Origin of the sequence: Arthrobacter sp. ISL-95, assembly GCF_018613695.1 — a bacterium.
Classification (GTDB): domain Bacteria; phylum Actinomycetota; class Actinomycetes; order Actinomycetales; family Micrococcaceae; genus Arthrobacter.
In genome coordinates, this window is the sequence record NZ_JAGGPR010000005.1 from 434,707 (window position 1) to 454,679 (window position 19,973).

The window sequence follows — 19,973 nt, forward strand, 5'->3', positions numbered from 1 at the left end:
GTTATGACAACGCCTAGCAAGATCTCCGCAGTTGCAGAGATCACCAACGATTTCAAGGAATCGAACGCGGCTGTCCTGACCGAATACCGCGGGCTCACTGTTGCACAGCTCAAGGAACTGCGTGTTGCGCTCGGCCAGGACACCAAGTTCTCGGTCGTCAAGAACACCCTGAGTGCCATTGCAGCCAAGGAAGCTGGAGTTGAAGCATTCAACGATCAGCTCGCCGGCCCTACTGCAATCGCCTTCATCAAGGGTGACGCTGTTGCTGCTGCCAAGAGCCTGACGGACTTTGCCAAGGCCAACAAGCAGCTGGTTATCAAGACCGGCGTCTTCGAAGGCAAGGCATTGGACGCAGCAGGAGTTGCCGCACTGGCAGCCCTCGAGTCCCGCGAGCTGCAGCTTGCACGTGTTGCTGGTGTCCTCAAGGCTCCCGCATCCGCTGCTGCACGCATCATCGACGCTCTGCGCCTCAAGCTTGAAGAAGAGGGCGGCGCATCTGCACCGGCCGCTGAAGAAGCCCCGGCCGCTGAAGAGGCTGCTGCTGAAGAGGTTGCGGCTCCGGCCGAAGCCGCTGAAGCTGCAACCGAAGAGAACTAAGTTCTCCCCTCAATCAAACTCTGGTGCATGGACCGGTTTAGCCCGGATCTGCACCAACTAATGGAAGGACGCCACCATGGCGAAGCTCAGCAACGAAGAGCTCATTGAAGCTTTCAAGGAACTGACCATCATCGAGCTCTCCGAGTTCGTCAAGCTCTTCGAAGAGACCTTCGAAGTTACGGCTGCTGCTGTTGCAGTTGCTGGCCCCGCTGCCGGCGGTGCTGCTGAAGCTGCTGAAGAGAAGACCGAATTCGACGTCGTTCTCGAAGCTGCTGGCGACAAGAAGATCGCAGTGATCAAGGAAGTTCGCGCCATCACCTCCCTCGGCCTCAAGGAAGCCAAGGACCTGGTTGACAGCGCACCGAAGGCTGTTCTCGAAGGCGCCACCAAGGAAGCTGCCGAGAAGGCTAAGGCTCAGCTCGAAGAAGCTGGCGCAACGGTTACCCTTAAGTAACTCGTTTTTGCTTGTGGAAGCCCCGTCCGGTTCGCCGGGCGGGGCTTCCTGCGTTTAACGCACCCAAGCAGGGCGCAATCAATTGGGTTCGCTGATGTCCGCTACTATCGCGCCCAGGGCTGCCGTGAGTGCATCCGCGTCCACGAACGCGCTCCGGCCATGTGCCCCGGCTCCCATGGAAATGCGACGCCCGGTGATGGTGGCGTCGGCATACACAGGCCAGGGGATGGTGCTGCCCAACGGAGTGATGGTGCCGCGTTCATAGCCGGTGGCGGCCAGGGCAACGTCGGCGTGGGGTAGCGAGAGCTTGTTGACGCCAACCAAGGCACGTAGCTTGGGCCAGGAGATCTGCCGGTCCCCGGGAATGAGTGCGAACAAGAAGCTGCCGTCCTTGTGCTTGACCACCAACGACTTCACGATGTCCGCGGGGCTGATCCCCAGGATTTCGGCGGCCTCTTCCAAGCTGCGCGCAGCCGGACGCTCGACAACGTCAACGTCCAGTCCGCGCGCGGCAGCGTCAGACAAAAACCGTGCGACACCATCCATCCCGGGTGCAGCCAATTCCTCAGCCATCAGTCGCGGTACAGGAGGAGAGCTTCACCCTGGCCTCCGCCTCCGCAGAGCGAGACAGCCGCTTTTCCGGTTCCCCTGCGCTTGAGTTCGTGCGCGGCATGCAGCGCGAGCCTCGCTCCGGACGCCCCAATGGGGTGGCCCAAAGCGATGGCGCCGCCATGGATGTTGCACTGTTCCAAGGGGTAACTGAGGTCCTTGAGGGACTGGACGGCCACCGAGCCGAACGCCTCGTTGATTTCGATGAAGTCCAGGTCCTCTGACGTCCACCCTGCGCGTTTCAAGGCCTGTGCGATCGCGTTGGACGGCTGCGAATGAAGCGAGTTATCAGGTCCTGCAACCTGTCCTGGCTTGCCAACAATCGCAAGGTAGTCCAGCCCGTTGTCCGTGGCGAAGCGGCGACTGGTGAGAACCAGCGCGGAGGCGCCGTCGGACAGGGGAGAGGAGTTGCCGGCCGTGATGGTCCCGTCGGTGGCGAAAGCGGCCTTGAGCGGTGCCAAGGTTTCCAACGAGGTGTTGGGCCTTACGCCCTCGTCCGTGGTGAGCAGCAGGGGTTCGCCCTTGCGCTGCTTGACGCTTACCGGAGCGATTTCGACGTCGAAGGTTCCGTCTGCAATGGCGGCAGCGGCGCGTTGATGCGAGGCCGCGGCAACTTGGTCCTGCGCCTTGCGGTCGATGCCGAGCGTGACGTTCTTCGTTTCCGTGGACAAGCCCATGGACTGTCCATCGAACGCATCGGTAAGGCCATCGTGAGCGGCAACGTCCAGCGCCTGGATGGCTCCGTACGTCCAGCCTTGGCGGGATCCCGGGAGGAGGTGGGGGGCCCTGGTCATGGATTCCTGGCCGCCGGCAACAACTACTGTGGCATCGCCGCTGCGGATCAGGCGTGCGGCATCAATGACTGCGGTGAGCCCGGAGAGGCAGACTTTGTTGATGGTGACGGCAGGAATGTTCCAGCCAACACCGGCGGCGATGGCGCTTTGCCGGGCCGGATTTTGCCCCGCTCCGGCCTGAAGCACCTGGCCCATGATCACAGCGTCCACCTGTTCGGCTTTGACCCCGCTGGCCGCCAAAGCGGCGCTGATGGCATGAGCGCCAAGGTCGACGGCGGTGAAGCCCGCCAAATGCCCGTTGAGCCGACCCTGTGGGGTACGGGAAGCAGCAAGGATGACAACGGCATTGTCGTCAGCGGAGTTGGTCATGGTCTCTCTTCCGATCCGGGAGTGGTGTAGCAAGGCTACCGTGGAGGGGGCGGCGGCCCACCTCGTCAACAATTGTGCCGTTCGTCCCATTCCTTGGCGGGTGCCACCGTGATTCCGGGGATTCTCCCGGGCATTGGTGCCTGCGGCAACCGTGCTTGCAATCACGGACGATCTGGGGTAGACAGGAAGGCTGCTTTGCCGTATTGTAGATATTTGCGTCTTCCCTGTTAACCTTCAGCCTTCATATAGCGGTGGGCTTTATCTCTCAGCTGCGTCCTTGACGTGCCGTTCCGAAACGTGCACTGTCATAAGCGGTCTGGGTCCGGGTCATATAGCGGAACCGGAACAAGCATTCTGCGGAGCACTCTGCAGAATGCAAACGGGGGAGATCTGAAAACGCCTGAAGGTCTGTGGAAGGATCCCTCTTGGTCGCCTCGAGCACCTCTAATAACGAAACCGCTAACACGGCAAGCACCGATGGTGCCACCCGCCGCCTCTCATTCGCAAAGATTCACGAACCCCTTGATGTTCCGAATCTTCTCGCCCTGCAGACAGACAGCTTTGACTGGCTGGTCGGAAACGAACGCTGGCAGGCGCGGGTAGCGAAGGCTGTCGAGGAGGGCGACCTCAGCGTCGCCACCACCTCCGGACTTGCCGACATCTTCGAAGAGATCTCCCCAATCGAGGACTTCCAGGGCACCATGTCCCTGAGCTTCTCCGAGCCGGAGTTCGCTGACCCGAAGTACACCATGGCCGAATGTAAAGACCGTGACGCCACTTACTCGGCACCGCTGTATGTCAAGGCCGAGTTCATGAACAACAACACGGGCGAAATCAAGCAGCAGACCGTGTTCATGGGCGACTTCCCCCTTATGACTGAAAAGGGAACGTTCGTCGTCAACGGCACCGAGCGCGTCGTTGTCTCCCAGTTGGTCCGTTCACCGGGCGCCTACTTTGAGCGCACGGCTGACAAGACCAGTGACAAGGACATCTTCACTGCGAAGATCATCCCGTCCCGTGGTGCATGGTTCGAACTCGAAATCGACAAGCGCGACCAGGTCGGCGTTCGCCTCGACCGTAAGCGCAAGCAGTCGGTCACCGTTCTCCTGAAGGCCCTCGGCTGGACCGAAGGCCAGATCCTGGAAGAGTTCGGCCAGTACGACTCCATGCGTGCAACGCTGGAGAAGGACGCCACCGAAACCCGCGAAGATGCGCTTCTGGACATCTACCGCAAGCTGCGTCCGGGCGAGCCGCCCACAGTTGAGGCTGCCCAGTCCCTGCTGGACAACCTGTACTTCAACGCCAAGCGCTACGATCTTGCCAAGGTTGGCCGTTACAAGATCAACCGCAAGCTCGGCATCGACCGCTCCCTTGGTGACAAGGAAGCGTCGGTCCTGCACGTTGAAGACATCGTTGCCATGATCAAGTTCCTCGTTGCGCTTCACGCCGGCGAGAAGACCCTCATGGGCAAGCGCGACGGCGAAGACCACGAGCTTCGCGTCGACGTCGATGACATTGACCACTTCGGCAACCGTCGCATCCGCGCCGTGGGCGAACTGATCGAGAACCAGGTCCGCACCGGTCTTTCCCGCATGGAACGCGTCGTTCGCGAACGCATGACCACGCAGGATGTCGAGGCCATCACGCCGCAGACACTGATCAACATCCGTCCCGTCGTGGCAGCAATCAAGGAGTTCTTCGGAACGTCCCAGCTGTCGCAGTTCATGGACCAGAACAACCCGCTCTCGGGTCTGACCCACAAGCGCCGCCTGTCGGCACTTGGCCCGGGTGGTCTGTCCCGTGACCGTGCAGGCATGGAAGTTCGAGACGTTCACCCGTCCCACTACGGACGTATGTGCCCCATCGAAACCCCTGAAGGCCCGAACATCGGTCTGATCGGTTCGTTGGCATCCTACGGCCGCATCAACCCGTTCGGCTTCATTGAGACGCCGTACCGCCTGGTTTCCGAGGGCGTCGTTTCCGACGAAGTCCAGTACCTGACGGCCGACGACGAAGCCGAGGTCCTGATCGCACAGGCCAACGCTCCTCTGGACGCTGACAAGAAGTTCTCCGAAGAGACCGTCCTTGTCCGTGCCCGTGGTGGTGGAGGCGAGCCGGTTCTGGTTCCCGCTGCAGACGTTCAGTTCATGGACGTTTCCCCGCGCCAGATGGTGTCCGTGGCAACCGCGCTGATCCCGTTCCTTGAGCATGACGATGCCAACCGTGCACTCATGGGTGCCAACATGCAGCGTCAGGCCGTGCCGCTGGTCCGTTCCGAGGCTCCTTTCGTGGGCACCGGCATGGAGCGCGCAGCAGCCGTCGACGCCGGTGACGTTGTCATCGCGAAGAAGGCAGGTGTGGTCACCGAGGTTTCCGCTGAGCTCGTTGTCATGATCAACGACGACGGCACTGAGACCAACTACCGCATCAACAAGTTCGCCCGTTCCAACCAGGGCAACTGCTACAACCACCGCGTCCTGGTCAACGAAGGCCAGCGCCTGGAAGTTGGCGGCATCATTGCTGATGGTCCGGCAACGGACCAGGGTGAACTCGCCCTCGGTAAGAACCTGCTCGTGGCATTCATGTCATGGGAAGGCCACAACTTCGAGGACGCCATCATCCTGTCCCAGCGCATTGTTGCTGAGGATGTTCTTTCCTCCATCCACATCGAGGAGCACGAGATTGATGCCCGCGACACCAAGCTTGGTGCCGAGGAAATCACTCGCGATATCCCCAACGTGTCCGAGGAAGTCCTTGCAGGCCTGGACGAGCGCGGCATCATCCACATCGGTGCCGAGGTTGAAGCCGGCGACATCCTGGTCGGAAAGGTCACCCCTAAGGGTGAAACCGAACTGACCCCGGAAGAGCGCCTGCTCCGCGCAATCTTCGGTGAGAAGTCCCGCGAAGTGCGCGACACCTCCCTGAAGGTGCCCCACGGCGAGTCCGGTACGGTCATCGGCGTGCGCGTCTTCGACCGCGACAACGACGACGAACTGCCCCCGGGCGTGAACCAGCTGGTCCGCGTCTACGTTGCAGCCAAGCGTAAGATCACCGACGGCGACAAGCTCGCCGGCCGTCACGGCAACAAGGGTGTTATCTCCAAGATCCTTCCGATCGAGGATATGCCCTTCCTTGCAGACGGTACCCCGGTGGACATCGTCCTGAACCCGCTTGGTGTTCCGGGTCGAATGAACGTTGGACAGGTTCTGGAAACCCACCTCGGTTGGGTTGCCAAGACCGGTTGGAAGATCGAAGGCGAGCCGGAGTGGGTCAAGAACCTCCCCAACCTGCCCCGTGAAACCGGCCAGACCACCGTTGCCACACCGGTGTTCGATGGCGCCCGCGAAGAAGAAATCACGGGCCTGCTTGACTCCACCAACGTGACTCGCGACGGCGACCGCCTGATCGACTCCTCCGGCAAGACCCGTCTGTTTGACGGCCGCTCCGGCGAGCCGTTCCCGGACCCGATCTCCGTCGGTTACATGTACATCCTGAAGCTCCACCACTTGGTGGACGACAAGATCCACGCGCGCTCCACCGGCCCGTACTCCATGATCACGCAGCAGCCGCTGGGTGGTAAGGCTCAGTTCGGTGGCCAGCGCTTTGGTGAAATGGAAGTGTGGGCGCTCGAAGCTTACGGTGCCGCTTACACCCTTCAGGAACTCCTCACGATCAAGTCGGATGACATCCATGGTCGTGTGAAGGTCTACGAAGCCATCGTCAAGGGCGAGAACATCCCTGAGCCTGGCGTTCCCGAGTCCTTCAAGGTCTTGATCAAGGAAATGCAGTCGTTGTGCCTGAACGTGGAAGTTCTTTCCACCGATGGAACCACGATCGAAATGCGTGACTCTGATGACGCAGTCTTCACGGCTGCGGAAGAACTGGGCATCGATCTGTCTCGTGCAGAGCCCAGTTCCGTAGAAGAGGTCTAGCAGCTGTTCCGGCGGACAGCTTCACCAGCTGTCCGTCGGAACAACTCCCTCTTCCCGTAACCAAGACTTCAGAATTTAGAGAACAAGAGAGAACAGGGACCATATGTCCAGCGAATCCTCCTTCGGCCTCATGCAGATCGGCCTCGCCACCGCGGAAGACATCCGCGGATGGTCTTACGGTGAGGTCAAGAAGCCGGAAACCATCAACTACCGCACGCTCAAGCCCGAGAAGGACGGCCTCTTCTGCGAGAAGATCTTCGGCCCGTCCCGCGACTGGGAATGCTACTGCGGTAAGTACAAGCGCGTCCGCTTCAAGGGCATCATTTGCGAGCGTTGTGGCGTTGAAGTCACCCGCGCCAAGGTGCGCCGTGAGCGCATGGGTCACATTGAGCTGGCCGCGCCTGTAACCCACATCTGGTACTTCAAGGGCGTTCCCTCGCGCTTGGGCTACCTTCTGGACCTGGCACCGAAGGACCTCGAGAAGGTCATCTACTTCGCTGCCTACATGATCACCAGCGTTGATACCGAAAGCCGTCACGCCGAACTGCCGAACCTCCAGGTTGAGCATGACCTTGAGAAGAAGCAGATGGTGGACAACCGCGACAGCGACATCGCCACGATCGCCCGCGACCTTGAGGACGAGCTTGCCCGTCTTGAAGGCGAAGGTGCCAAGGCTGCCGACAAGAAGAAGGCCCGCGACTCTGCTGACCGCCAGATGGCGAACGTCCGCAAGCGTGCCGACGCCGACATCGAGCGCCTTGAGCAGGTTTGGGACCGCTTCAAGAACCTCAAGGTCGCTGACCTTGAAGGTGACGAAGGCCTGTACCGCGAACTCCGCGACCGCTACGGACTGTACTTCGAGGGCTCCATGGGTGCCGAGGCAATCAAGAAGCGCCTCGAAACCTTTGACATGCAGGCTGAAGCTGAGTCACTGCGCGACACCATCCAGAACGGCAAGGGCCAGCGTAAGACGCGTGCCCTGAAGCGCCTGAAGGTTGTCAACGCATTCCTGACCACCAACAACAGCCCGCTTGGCATGGTTCTCGACGCCGTTCCGGTGATCCCGCCGGAACTGCGCCCGATGGTCCAGCTGGACGGTGGCCGCTTCGCGACCTCCGACCTCAACGACCTCTACCGCCGTGTGATCAACCGTAACAACCGACTCAAGCGCCTGCTTGACCTTGGTGCTCCGGAGATCATCGTCAACAACGAGAAGCGCATGCTTCAGGAAGCTGTTGACAGCCTCTTCGACAACGGTCGTCGTGGCCGTCCCGTCACGGGTCCGGGCAACCGTCCGCTGAAGTCCCTGAGCGACATGCTCAAGGGCAAGCAGGGTCGTTTCCGCCAGAACCTCCTCGGCAAGCGCGTTGACTACTCAGGCCGTTCGGTCATCGTCGTCGGCCCGCAGCTGAAGCTGCACCAGTGTGGTCTGCCCAAGCAGATGGCACTGGAGCTCTTCAAGCCGTTCGTGATGAAGCGCCTGGTTGACCTCAACCACGCACAGAACATCAAGTCGGCAAAGCGCATGGTTGAGCGTTACCGTCCGCAGGTTTGGGACGTGCTGGAAGAGATCATCACCGAACACCCGGTGCTGCTCAACCGTGCACCTACCCTGCACCGTCTCGGCATCCAGGCCTTCGAACCACAGCTTGTGGAAGGCAAGGCAATCCAGCTTCACCCGCTGGTTTGTGGCGCCTTCAACGCTGACTTCGACGGCGACCAGATGGCAGTCCACCTGCCGCTGAGTCCGGAAGCCCAGGCCGAAGCACGCATCTTGATGCTGTCCTCGAACAACATCCTGAAGCCGTCCGATGGCCGTCCGGTGACCCTTCCTTCGCAGGATATGATCATCGGCCTGTACCACTTGACCACCAAGCGCGTCGGCTCCGCCGGCGAAGGCCGCATCTTCTCCTCGGTTTCGGAAGCCATCATGGCGTACGACGCCCGTGATTTGCACCTGAACTCCCAGGTGAAGATCCGTCTGGATGACTTCGTGCCTTACGCAGGATGGGAAGCTCCGGAAGGTTGGGAGCCCGGTCAGCCGGCTCTCGTTGAAACCTCCCTGGGCCAGGTCATCTTCAACCAGACGCTGCCCGAGGATTACCCGTGGGTTGAGGCTGTTGCCGACAAGGGCGAACTGTCCCGGATCGTCAACGACCTCGCAGAGCGCTACCCGAAGGTTGTTACCGCGGCAACGCTGGACAACCTGAAGGACGCAGGCTTCTACTGGGCCACCCGTTCGGGCGTCACGGTTGCCATCTCCGACATCGAGGTGCCTACTTCCAAGCCTGCCATCCTGGCCGGTTACGAGAACATGGCTGCCAAGATTCAGGGCCAGTACGACAAGGGCCTGATCGACGACGACGAGCGTCGCCAGGAACTGATCGAAATCTGGAACAAGGCAACCAACGAAATCGCCCAGGCGATGCGCGACAGCCTGTCACCCATGAACACCATCAACCGCATGGTGTCCTCCGGTGCACGTGGTAACTGGATGCAGGTCCGCCAGATTGCGGGTATCCGTGGTCTTGTGGCCAACCCGAAGGGTGAGATTATTCCTCGCCCGATCAAGTCCTCCTACCGCGAGGGCCTGTCGGTGCTGGAATACTTCATCGCCACTCACGGTGCCCGTAAGGGTCTGGCCGATACCGCTCTGCGTACCGCCAACTCGGGTTACCTGACCCGTCGTCTGGTGGACGTTTCGCAGGACGTCATCGTCCGCGAAGAGGACTGTGGTACCGAACGCGGTCTGGTCACCCCGATCGCCGTGCCGGATTCCAACGGTGAGCTCGTCCTCGACGAGAACGTCGAGAACAGCGCCTATGCACGTACGTTGGCTGTCGACGTCGTCGATGCCCAGGGCAACGTCCTGGCTGCCGGCGGCACCGACTGCGGCGACGTCGTTATCGACCAGCTGTTGGCTGCAGGCATCACCGAGGTCAAGGTCCGCTCCGTGCTCACTTGTGAGTCCAAGGTCGGTACCTGTGCACTCTGCTACGGCCGTTCGCTGGCCACTGGCAAGACCGTGGACATCGGCGAGGCCGTGGGCATCATTGCCGCACAGTCCATCGGTGAGCCCGGTACCCAGCTGACCATGCGTACGTTCCACACCGGTGGTGCTGTTTCTGCCGGTGGTGGCGACGACATCACCCAGGGTCTGCCCCGTATCCAGGAGCTCTTCGAAGCCCGTACTCCGAAGGGTGTCGCACCGATTGCTGAAGCAGCCGGCCGCATCACCATCGAAGAGTCCGAGCGCCAGATGCGCCTGGTCATCACTCCGGACGATGGTTCCGAAGAGATTGCCTACCCGGTGCTGCGCCGTTCACGTCTCCTCATCGAGGATGGCGAGCACGTCAGCGTCGGCCAGAAGCTGATCAACGGTCCTGTGGACCCGAAGCAGGTTCTGCGTATCATGGGTCCCCGTGCCGCACAGAAGTTCCTTGTGGACGAGGTTCAGGGCGTTTACCGCAGCCAGGGTATTGGCATCCACGACAAGCACGTCGAGGTTATCGTCCGCCAGATGCTGCGCCGCGTGACCGTCATCGAATCCGGCGACTCCGACCTGCTCCCCGGTGAGCTTGCAGAGCGCGCACGCTTCGAGGACGAGAACCGCCGCGTCGTGTCCGAGGGCAAGTCCCCGGCCTCGGGTCGTCCGGAACTCATGGGTATCACCAAGGCTTCCTTGGCTACCGAGTCCTGGCTGTCGGCTGCTTCGTTCCAGGAAACCACCCGCGTCCTGACGCAGGCGGCCATGGAAGGCAAGAGCGATCCTCTGCTCGGCCTCAAGGAAAACGTCATCATCGGTAAGCTCATCCCGGCTGGTACGGGTCTGCCCCGCTACACAGAGGTCACTGTGGAGCCGACGGAAGAAGCAAAGGCAAGCCTGTTCACAGGCCCCAGCGCTTTCACCGATTTCTCCTATGATGCCCTGGGCGGCGACGGTGCTCCTGAGTTCCACGCCATCCCGCTGGATGACTACGATCTCGGCAACGACTTCCGCTAAAAGCGGCAGCTAGCGCTTTGACGGTCAGGCCCCGCACTCTTGAGTGCGGGGCCTGACCCGTTAACGTAGTTCTGCGAGGAGACCAGGGGGAGTGGAGGTCGACGGCGGCAGGCGGCTGCCGCCGTCGACCTCCATACACCCGATTAAGGCCCTAGATCAAGCCGTGCTAGACTTTTGGTAATTGTTCTGTGTGGCAGTGGATGAAGGCCGCCGCAGCATCATTTTGGTTTTGTTCTCATGGTGCTGGGTGGAGCCTGTTTCCGGGTTGCGGGCAACATGCGCAACGAATGCCGCACTTTTGCACGCCTACCGGAGTTTCGGCCGGCTGCACGAGCAACGCCAAAGTTCCCACGTTTACCAGGCTGGCGCCTGTGTGTGGGAGCAGAGATCAAACAACGGAGAACACGAAAGTGCCTACGATTAACCAGCTGGTCCGCAAGGGCCGCACGCCGAAGGTCTCCAAGACCAAGGCTCCCGCGCTGAAGGGCAGCCCGATGCGCCGCGGTGTTTGCACCCGCGTTTACACCACCACCCCCAAGAAGCCGAACTCGGCTCTCCGTAAGGTGGCACGTGTGCGCCTCAACGGTGGCGTAGAAGTTACCGCCTACATCCCCGGTGTTGGCCACAACCTCCAGGAGCACTCCATCGTGCTCGTCCGTGGTGGTCGTGTTAAGGACCTTCCGGGTGTCCGCTACAAGATCGTCCGCGGCGCACTCGACACCCAGGGTGTCAAGAACCGCAAGCAGGCTCGCAGCCGTTACGGCGCAAAGATGGAGAAGAAGTAATATGCCTCGCAAGGGTCCGGCCCCGAAGCGGCCGCTAGTTTCCGATCCCGTTTACGGCTCCCCGTTGGTCACGCAGCTGATCAACAAGGTTCTTGTTGACGGCAAGAAGTCCACCGCAGAGCGCATCGTTTACGGCGCACTCGAAGGTGCACGTGCCAAGTCCGGCGGCGACCCCGTTGCCGCTCTCAAGAAGGCCATGGACAATGTCAAGCCTTCCCTCGAGGTGCGTTCACGCCGTGTTGGTGGCGCTACCTACCAGGTTCCGGTTGAGGTCAAGCCGGGTCGCTCCACCGCTCTCGCTCTGCGTTGGCTCGTGGGCTACTCCAAGGCCCGCCGCGAGAAGACCATGACCGAGCGCCTCCAGAACGAAATCCTGGATGCCTCCAATGGTCTTGGTGCCGCTGTGAAGCGTCGCGAAGACACCCACAAGATGGCCGAGTCCAACAAGGCCTTCGCACACTACCGCTGGTAAAAACTTTCCGGACGCCGCCGGCTCACTGAGCCGGCGGCGAACGTGTAGTCCATCCGAAAGGGAGACCCCGTGGCACAGGACGTGCTTACCGACCTTAATAAGGTCCGCAACATCGGCATCATGGCCCACATCGATGCCGGCAAGACCACCACTACCGAGCGCATCCTGTTCTACACGGGTGTGAACCACAAGATCGGCGAGACGCACGACGGCGCTTCGACGACTGACTGGATGGAACAGGAAAAGGAACGCGGCATCACCATCACGTCTGCCGCCGTGACTTGCTTCTGGGACAAGAACCAGATCAACATCATTGACACCCCGGGCCACGTTGACTTCACGGTTGAGGTTGAGCGCTCCTTGCGCGTCCTCGACGGTGCAGTTGCAGTGTTCGACGGCAAGGAAGGCGTGGAGCCGCAGTCCGAGACCGTTTGGCGCCAGGCTGACAAGTACAACGTTCCGCGTATCTGCTTCGTCAACAAAATGGACAAGCTGGGTGCTGACTTCTACTTCACCGTAGACACCATCATCTCCCGCCTTGGTGCCAAGCCGTTGGTCATGCAGCTGCCCATCGGCGCTGAGAACGACTTCATCGGTGTTGTTGACCTCCTCGAAATGCGCGCCCTGGTTTGGCCTGGCGACGCAAAGGGTGACGTCACCATGGGCGCTTCCTACGAAGTTCAGGAAATCCCGGCGGACCTCCAGGCCAAGGCCGAAGAGTACCGTGCACAGCTCGTTGAGACTGTGGCCGAGGCTTCCGAAGAGCTCATGGAGAAGTACCTCGAAGGTGAAGAACTCACCCTCGAAGAGATCAAAGCCGGCATCCGCAAGATGACCATCAACTCTGAGCTCTACCCGGTCTTCTGTGGTTCTGCCTTCAAGAACCGCGGTGTCCAGCCGATGCTTGACGCTGTTGTTGACTTCCTGCCGAACCCGCTCGACGTCCCGCCGATGATCGGTCACGATCCCCGCGACGAAGAGAAGGAACTTACCCGCAAGCCGTCTGCAGACGAGCCGTTCTCGGCCCTCGCCTTCAAGATTGCTGCGCACCCGTTCTTCGGTCAGCTGACCTTCGTCCGCGTGTACTCCGGTCACGTTGAGGCAGGCGCCCAGGTGGTCAACTCCACCAAGGGCAAGAAGGAACGCATCGGCAAGCTGTTCCAGATGCACGCCAACAAGGAAATGCCTGTTGAGGGCGCTACCGCCGGCCACATCTACGCAGCCATCGGTCTGAAGGACACCACCACGGGTGACACCCTGTGTGATGCCAACAACCAGATTGTCCTCGAGTCCATGAGCTTCCCGGAGCCCGTGATCTCTGTTGCGATCGAGCCCAACACCAAGGGTGACCAAGAGAAGCTCTCCACGGCCATCCAGAAGCTCTCCGCTGAGGATCCGACCTTCCAGGTCTCCCTCAACGAAGATACGGGCCAGACCATCATCGCCGGCATGGGCGAGCTCCACCTGGACATCCTGGTGGACCGCATGCGCCGCGAATTCAAGGTCGAGGCAAACGTTGGCAAGCCGCAGGTTGCTTACCGCGAAACCATCAAGCGCGCCGTCGAGCGCCTTGACTACACGCACAAGAAGCAGACCGGTGGTTCGGGTCAGTTCGCAAAGATCCAGATTGCGATTGAGCCCATGGACACCGCTTCCGGCGAGCTGTACGAGTTCGTGAACAAGGTCACTGGTGGCCGTGTTCCGCGCGAATACATCCCGTCCGTTGACGCTGGTATCCAGGATGCACTGAACGACGGCGTCCTGGCCGGTTACCCGGTTGTCGGCATCAAGGCCACGCTGATTGATGGCGCGTCCCACGATGTTGACTCCTCGGAAATGGCGTTCAAGATCGCCGGGCGTATGGCTTTCAAGGAAGCTGCACGCAAGGCGAACCCTGTTCTGCTTGAACCGCTGATGGATGTTGAGGTCCGCACACCTGAGGAATACATGGGTGATGTTATCGGTGACCTGAACGCCCGTCGTGGCCAGATGCAGTCCATGGAAGACGCAGCAGGTGTGAAGGTTATCCGTGCACACGTTCCGCTGTCCGGCATGTTCGGCTACATCGGTGACCTCCGGTCCAAGACCCAGGGTCGCGCTGTGTACTCCATGACATTCAACAGCTACGCGGAGGTTCCCAAGGCAGTAGCCGACGAGATCATCCAGAAAACCCGCGGCGAGTAATCTCCCGGTAACGGATGCAATTCCGGTATCGGGAAGGCATCTGAGCGCTTGAGGCGGGGCTGCGGCGAGAGCTGCGGTCCGGCCCCTGCGCAAACAGGCTCGAGGAACTACCATTGGTTCCTGAATCTGCAATTTCACCAAAACCAAGCCCCCAAGTAGACTTGCTAAAGTTTCTGCCGCGAAAAGCGCGGCCGAGGAGCACTTCACTTGAAATCGTTCTAGGAGGAACCTGTGGCAAAGGCAAAGTTCGAGCGGACTAAGCCGCACGTCAACATCGGCACCATTGGTCACGTTGACCACGGTAAGACGACGCTGACTGCCGCCATTTCCAAGGTGCTGTACGACCAGTACCCGGATCTCAACGAGCAGCGCGACTTCGCGTCGATTGACTCTGCTCCGGAAGAGCGCCAACGCGGTATTACCATCAACATCTCCCACGTGGAGTACCAGACCGAGAAGCGCCACTACGCACACGTAGACGCCCCGGGTCACGCTGACTACATCAAGAACATGATCACCGGTGCTGCCCAGATGGACGGCGCAATCCTCGTGGTTGCTGCAACCGATGGTCCGATGGCTCAGACCCGTGAGCACGTTCTGCTCGCCCGCCAGGTTGGTGTTCCCTACCTGCTGGTCGCACTGAACAAGTCCGACATGGTTGATGACGAAGAACTCCTCGACCTCGTCGAAATGGAAGTTCGTGAGCTCTTGAGCTCGCAGGGCTTCGATGGCGATGAGGCTCCGGTTGTTCGCGTTTCCGGCCTCAAGGCTCTGGAAGGCGACCCGGTTTGGGTCAAGTCCGTCCAGGACCTGATGGCAGCTGTCGACGAGTCCGTTCCGGACCCCGTACGTGACCGCGACAAGCCGTTCCTGATGCCGATCGAAGACGTCTTCACGATTACCGGTCGTGGCACCGTTGTTACGGGCCGCGCCGAGCGTGGAACCCTCGCCATCAACTCCGAGGTTGAGATCGTTGGCATCCGCCCGATCCAGAAGACCACGGTTACCGGTATCGAGATGTTCCACAAGCAGCTCGACGAAGCATGGGCCGGCGAGAACTGTGGCCTCCTGCTCCGCGGTCTGAAGCGCGACGATGTCGAGCGTGGCCAGGTTGTCGTCAAGCCGGGTTCCATTACCCCGCACACCGACTTCGAGGCTAACGTCTACATCCTTTCCAAGGACGAAGGCGGACGTCACAACCCGTTCTACTCCAACTACCGCCCGCAGTTCTACTTCCGTACCACGGACGTAACCGGCGTTATCACCCTGCCGGAAGGCACGGAAATGGTTATGCCTGGCGACAACACTGAGATGACCGTTGCGCTCATCCAGCCGATCGCTATGGAAGAGGGCCTCGGCTTCGCTATCCGCGAAGGCGGCCGCACCGTTGGTTCGGGACGTGTTACCAGCATCATCAAGTAGTCTCTACTTGTAGATCGGTGACACTCCGGCCCAGCCGGTAGTTAGCTAAAAAGAACCCCACCGCTACGGCGGTGGGGTTCTTTTTGCTACAGTTACTCTATCGAATGGATAAAGGCTGTGCGCGCACTGCGTCCGGCGCAACCAAGGAGCTACCATGACTGCATTTCTCGTACTGCTGCTCCTCGTCATCGTCGGCGGGGTGGGCTTTGCGGTCGGGTTGGCGAGGGGGCGCCGCGGCACTGCTCATGTTCCTTCTGCGGCGCAGGACAAAGCCGCTTCCTACCAAGCGGGCTTTCTCGCAGGCCATCTGGCTGGTTGGCGGGACGCTGAGGCCAAGGGGCAGATCAAGGACGGCTCTTCGGCAGGGACGGTTACTTCTGCAACTGTGAGCCCACCGCCGACTCCGTCGGCCGCCAGGCAGCCCCTGCCGCAACAGCCAGTCCCGCACTGGACTGCTCCTCAGGAACCCGTGGCACAACGAGCCGTCTCACCTGTGGCACAACCATCCGTGTCACCCGTGGCACAACAGCAATCTGCATTCCACATCTCCCAGCCGCCGGTATTTCGGGAGACTCCTGAAGCCGCCGCTGCGCGCAAGGAAAAGCGCGATCAGCAGAACATCAACGTCACGCTCTACGTAGCCAGCCTTCTCTTGGTTGCTGCCGGTGCGCTGTTCGTGGGCACGAGCCTTCCGGCCCTCTTCCGGTTCGTGGGGATCTGGTTCATCACTGCTCTGTTCTACGTTTCAGGCATGGTCATCCACTCGCGCGTGCCGCGGCTGCGACCTGCTGCCGTTGCCTTCGTCGGAACAGGACTTGCGCTCGTTCCGGTCACCGGGTTGGCAATGTACAACTTTGTGCTTCACAACGGCCCGGCGGCCTGGCTGGTCACTTCCTTGCTGGGTACAGCCGTTTACGCTTACACCGCCGTGAGGTTGGACAACAAAGTCCTGGCCTTCCTCTCCCTCAGTTTCGTCGTCTCAACGGCGTGGTCCGGCGTATCTGTTCTTGGCGGCGCACTGGTCTGGTACTTCACAGCTCTCATCGGGGTGGCAGTGCTCCTGACGGTTGTGTCCTTGCTGCGTCCTAAGTGGCTTCCTCCCCTTTACGTCCGTCCTCTGATGGTGCTGCACCCCGCGTTGGTCCCCCTCGTAGCCGTTGCTGTCACCTTTACTCCGCACCTCTTGTCCAAGGGGGAGTACGCCTGGGTCATGTTGATGTGCGGCATCTACTTCGCCGTAATGTTCTTCGTTCCTCAGGCCCGATACAGGGTGCAGCACCTCTATGCTGCGAGGGCCGCACTGACGTTGGCTTTGCTTGGGGTGGTGTGGGATGTCACCGCGAACGTCAGCACGGTGTTGCTGGCCGCGGTGATTTGCCTTGGAGTCCAGGCACTCGGAGTTGCTTTGGGCGGCAGGAAGTTGCTGCCTCGCTCCTGGTGGGCTGACGCCGTTTCGTGTTGGGCGCTGCAACTTATCACCTCGGCTATCCTCACGGTAGTGGTCGAGTTCAGGCCGTTCGACCCTCCCAACTATGTTCCTCTCGCCGTGACCATGCTGACGGCCATGGTGATCGGTTGGAAACTGGGCCAAGGCACCGAGTTCGCCGCGGCCGCTGTGCTGGTTGTGGGAGGTGCGCTCGGTGGATTGCTGGGCGCGTGGCCTCTCTCGGTACTCCTGGCTGCAGCAGCGCTCTACTGGTTCCTGCTGGCGTTGTCCAGGCCAACCGCTTTCCGGCAGTTCCTGATTCTTGCGGGCAGGATCGCGCTCACTCTGGCTGTGCCCGTGGCGGTGGCTGGCGTATTGACAGGAAATCCGGACAGGACTTCATACTCCTTGATTGCGTTCGTGGCTGCGGCAGCTGCGCAGCAACTGGTGAGTGCCGGGTTCGCACGTGGGGGAGTCCTGCTGGTGGCCCCGCAAGCTTCAGTGGCGGGCTTCGGCGGCGCCGCAGTCGCGGGACTTCTCGTCCTGCCGATATTTGAAGAGGCCGCCGGCCGCCCCGTCGTTGGCGCAGCAGTACTCGTCGTGTTGTTGGCAGGTTTGGCCGCAGGCCTCCTGATGTTTCAGCCGGCTCATCCGGAGTCAGGTGCCAGGGTCGTTTGGCGTGCAACGGTGGCCGAAGTCATTGCCCCGTCAACTGCTGTCGTCGCAGGCGGTGTGGCAGCAGCATTCGTGTCCTGGGCGCTGGGAAACGGCGTCCTTCTGGCGTTGCTCGCGTACTTCGTGGGCACTGCCCTAAGAATTTCCCCGTCGTTCCACAGGCAGTGTTATTGGTGGCTTTCGCGGGCGGCCGGTACGCTGTTGGCGGTGTCGGCCTACGGCGACGCGACGCGCGATGGCTGGAGTATGCGCTTCGCCGGGGAAGTTCCGGTCCCAGGATTTGTAGTGGTCATGGCTGCTGCATTCCAGCTGGTCCTTCCCCTCCTTGCCGGCAGCCGACGCCGTTACCCTCGAGCTTCCGTAGCCGATGCCGGTGTTGTAGTTGCCGTCATGGCCGTGGCAAGCTCGTTCCTTACTATCACCGGTGCGTTGTCCGGGGGGACCGTTCGGGACAGCTGGCAGCCGGGAGTTGCAGCGGTAACAACTGCCTTGGCCGCCGTCCTGGTCAGCGCCCTTCTGCGTCGCCACGCCGCTGGCTGGATCTTCGCTCCCGCGGCTTTTGTCCTCCTCCTGGCACTTCGCTGGGTGAATATCCGGGACGTCGAAATATTGCTCGGCATCTTTGCGGCCTACAGCGGCTTCATGATGGTCGTGGTTCGCCACCGATTGGTCCGCGGCTGCTACTTGCTTGCGGTCCGGGTGCTTACCGGCGCCTTCATCACGGTGGTAGTGGCCGACGTGACGGACTCACCGTCAGCGATATCCGTCAGCCTGGCTATGGTGCTCGCGTTGCAGCACGTGCTGACCTTGGTCCTGCGCAGGCGGGGAGTTGATGTCGCCTTCCAACAGGCAACAGTCCACGCCACCTTGGGCGCCCAACTCCTGCTGCCGTTCGCTTACTTGCTCGCAGGGGATTACGACGCCGGTGGCCGTTGGGTGGTGATGCTTGAGTCGGTTCTGGTCACGGCTTCTGCTGCTATCGCCTGGCGCATTCTCGGAGCACGAGGATCCCAGTACTTCTGCACTACGGCGATTGGGGTGGGCGTCATCGCTGCTGGGCCGGCACTCGTTTTCCCTGCTTCAACGTGGCTGTATCAGCCGCTGCTGGACAGGTCTCAAGTCCCCGTTGTCCTGCTCGCCCTGGCAGTTGCCACGGTTGCTGCTCGGGCGATGTTCCGTCCGGAGAAGTCGGCCGAGGGTTCAGTTGCAGGCGGCACGGAGCGCTGGTTCTGGCTCGTCTCAGCAATGGCGTTCACGCTGGTGGGCGGTGTTCTGACCTTGGGTATCTCACACTCGCTGACAGGACTGTCGGTACTGGTCCTGGCCGGCGTCTTGTTCGCTGCCTCTCACTTTGAACGCCTCCCGGCTCTTTACGCGGTGGCTGCGCCGGCGGTGCTGGTAGGGGCGGTTCCCGCCGTCGACGGTCTGATGGAGGGGCTGCCTGCGGGTGTCTGGAGCGACTACGCTGCCTGGCTTATTGGTGGAGTGGGGACCGCGGTGCTCCTTTATTCCCTGAAAGTGTTCGGCGGACAGGCCATTAAGGGCAATGACTGGCGACGCAACTCCCTGGCCGGCGCTGCGGCCTTGGCGGTTGCAACATCTGCTGCCGTGGGGTTGGGGCGCGACCAAACGTCCATGCTGGGATTTGTCCTGGTGGTGGCAACCGGGGTGCTGGTGGTGGTTGAGGTGCCGAACGGCAAATGGCTGGCAGCTGAGCTTGCGGGGATTATCTGCGTTGCAGCTCTTCAACGGGCGGTGCTGTTTGTGGACGGGTCCAGTCCTGACTTGTTCTGGACCGCGCAGTGGTACGTGGTGGCCGGGGCCGTTATAGCAGGGCTGCGCTACGCAAACGGGCAGCGTGCGGAAGGTCTCCTCCGCCTTTGCATTACAGCCGGGTTGCTGTCTCTCATGTCCTTGGGGACCATCTTCAGCGGTACGTCTTCGCAGCAGCTCTACGTACTCGTGGCACATGTCCTGCTTCTGGCTGCGGGCCTGCTCCTGGCCGAACGGGTACTGGTGTGGTGGGGTGCCGTCGCCGTAGCGCTGAGCATCATGTGGTCGCTGCGCTCCTACGCCTTCGCCATGCTCGCATTGGTTGCCTTGGGGCTGATCGTGCTGGCGGTATGGCGTTTGAACCGGAAGCCGCCCAGCAATACCGGTGGGTCGGGCCAAAGCGGAGATCCGAGCGATGTCCCTCCTGTGCGGACCCGTGACGGAATCCGATAATGTTGCAGTCTACGAAAAGAGGAGC

At 61.1% G+C, this 19,973-nt stretch carries 11 protein-coding genes; 9 read left to right on the forward strand and 2 right to left on the reverse strand.

Annotated elements, in window-relative coordinates:
* The first annotated feature begins 3 nt into the window (after nucleotides 1–3).
* Together rplJ and rplL are read left to right on the forward strand one after the other, a co-directional pair.
* On the forward strand, nucleotides 4–597 hold the full coding sequence (gene rplJ / locus J7I86_RS08220; RefSeq protein WP_011775605.1) for a 50S ribosomal protein L10: 594 nt from the start codon (nucleotides 4–6) through the stop codon (nucleotides 595–597).
* A gap of 76 nt (nucleotides 598–673) precedes the next feature.
* Nucleotides 674–1,051 carry a 50S ribosomal protein L7/L12 gene (rplL, locus tag J7I86_RS08225; RefSeq protein WP_011775604.1) on the forward strand — a complete coding sequence of 126 codons (378 nt, stop codon included), beginning with the start codon at nucleotides 674–676 and terminating at the stop codon, nucleotides 1,049–1,051.
* A gap of 78 nt (nucleotides 1,052–1,129) precedes the next feature.
* On the opposite strand, the gene J7I86_RS08230 is transcribed toward rplL, so the two are convergent.
* Entirely contained in the window at nucleotides 1,130–1,624 is a 495-nt protein-coding gene (locus J7I86_RS08230; RefSeq protein WP_214818986.1) for an aminoacyl-tRNA deacylase, read from the reverse strand.
* Nucleotides 1,624–2,823 (reverse strand): acetyl-CoA C-acetyltransferase, encoded by a 1,200-nt coding sequence (locus J7I86_RS08235; protein WP_214818988.1) that lies wholly within the window; start codon nucleotides 2,821–2,823, stop codon nucleotides 1,624–1,626. Before J7I86_RS08235 ends, J7I86_RS08230 begins: the two co-directional genes overlap by 1 nt.
* A 425-nt stretch (nucleotides 2,824–3,248) precedes the next feature.
* On the opposite strand from J7I86_RS08235, the gene rpoB reads away from it, so the two are divergent.
* From rpoB to J7I86_RS08270, 7 genes are all read left to right on the forward strand, one after another.
* Nucleotides 3,249–6,755: a DNA-directed RNA polymerase subunit beta gene (rpoB, locus tag J7I86_RS08240; RefSeq protein WP_043471397.1), complete on the forward strand. Its 3,507-nt coding sequence runs from the start codon at nucleotides 3,249–3,251 to the stop codon at nucleotides 6,753–6,755.
* A 103-nt stretch (nucleotides 6,756–6,858) separates the two neighbouring features.
* The gene (locus J7I86_RS08245; protein ID WP_144648596.1) at nucleotides 6,859–10,758 is read left to right on the forward strand and encodes a DNA-directed RNA polymerase subunit beta'; all 3,900 of its coding nucleotides are present in this window, start codon (nucleotides 6,859–6,861) and stop codon (nucleotides 10,756–10,758) included.
* Between the two features lie 410 nt (nucleotides 10,759–11,168).
* On the forward strand, nucleotides 11,169–11,543 hold the full coding sequence (gene rpsL / locus J7I86_RS08250) for a 30S ribosomal protein S12 (protein ID WP_009358312.1): 375 nt from the start codon (nucleotides 11,169–11,171) through the stop codon (nucleotides 11,541–11,543).
* 1 nt (nucleotide 11,544) lies between these two features.
* Complete coding sequence (rpsG, locus tag J7I86_RS08255; protein WP_003803829.1) at nucleotides 11,545–12,015, forward strand: 30S ribosomal protein S7; 471 nt, start codon at nucleotides 11,545–11,547, stop codon at nucleotides 12,013–12,015.
* A 69-nt stretch (nucleotides 12,016–12,084) separates the two neighbouring features.
* The gene (gene fusA, locus J7I86_RS08260) at nucleotides 12,085–14,199 is read left to right on the forward strand and encodes an elongation factor G (RefSeq protein ID WP_214818990.1); all 2,115 of its coding nucleotides are present in this window, start codon (nucleotides 12,085–12,087) and stop codon (nucleotides 14,197–14,199) included.
* Between the two features lie 231 nt (nucleotides 14,200–14,430).
* Nucleotides 14,431–15,621: an elongation factor Tu gene (gene tuf / locus J7I86_RS08265; protein ID WP_011775598.1), complete on the forward strand. Its 1,191-nt coding sequence runs from the start codon at nucleotides 14,431–14,433 to the stop codon at nucleotides 15,619–15,621.
* Between the two features lie 154 nt (nucleotides 15,622–15,775).
* The gene (locus J7I86_RS08270; RefSeq protein ID WP_214818992.1) at nucleotides 15,776–19,948 is read left to right on the forward strand and encodes a hypothetical protein; all 4,173 of its coding nucleotides are present in this window, start codon (nucleotides 15,776–15,778) and stop codon (nucleotides 19,946–19,948) included.
* Nucleotides 19,949–19,973: the final 25 nt, after the last annotated feature.

Coding starts and splice junctions, on each gene's coding strand:
- J7I86_RS08235 (WP_214818988.1), bottom strand. CDS start 2,823: ATGACCAACTCCGCTGACGACAATGCCGTTGTCATCCTTGCTGCTTCC.
- J7I86_RS08270 (WP_214818992.1), top strand. CDS start 15,776: ATGACTGCATTTCTCGTACTGCTGCTCCTCGTCATCGTCGGCGGGGTG.
- rplJ (WP_011775605.1), top strand. CDS start 4: ATGACAACGCCTAGCAAGATCTCCGCAGTTGCAGAGATCACCAACGAT.
- J7I86_RS08230 (WP_214818986.1), bottom strand. CDS start 1,624: ATGGCTGAGGAATTGGCTGCACCCGGGATGGATGGTGTCGCACGGTTT.
- rpsG (WP_003803829.1), top strand. CDS start 11,545: ATGCCTCGCAAGGGTCCGGCCCCGAAGCGGCCGCTAGTTTCCGATCCC.
- rplL (WP_011775604.1), top strand. CDS start 674: ATGGCGAAGCTCAGCAACGAAGAGCTCATTGAAGCTTTCAAGGAACTG.
- J7I86_RS08245 (WP_144648596.1), top strand. CDS start 6,859: ATGTCCAGCGAATCCTCCTTCGGCCTCATGCAGATCGGCCTCGCCACC.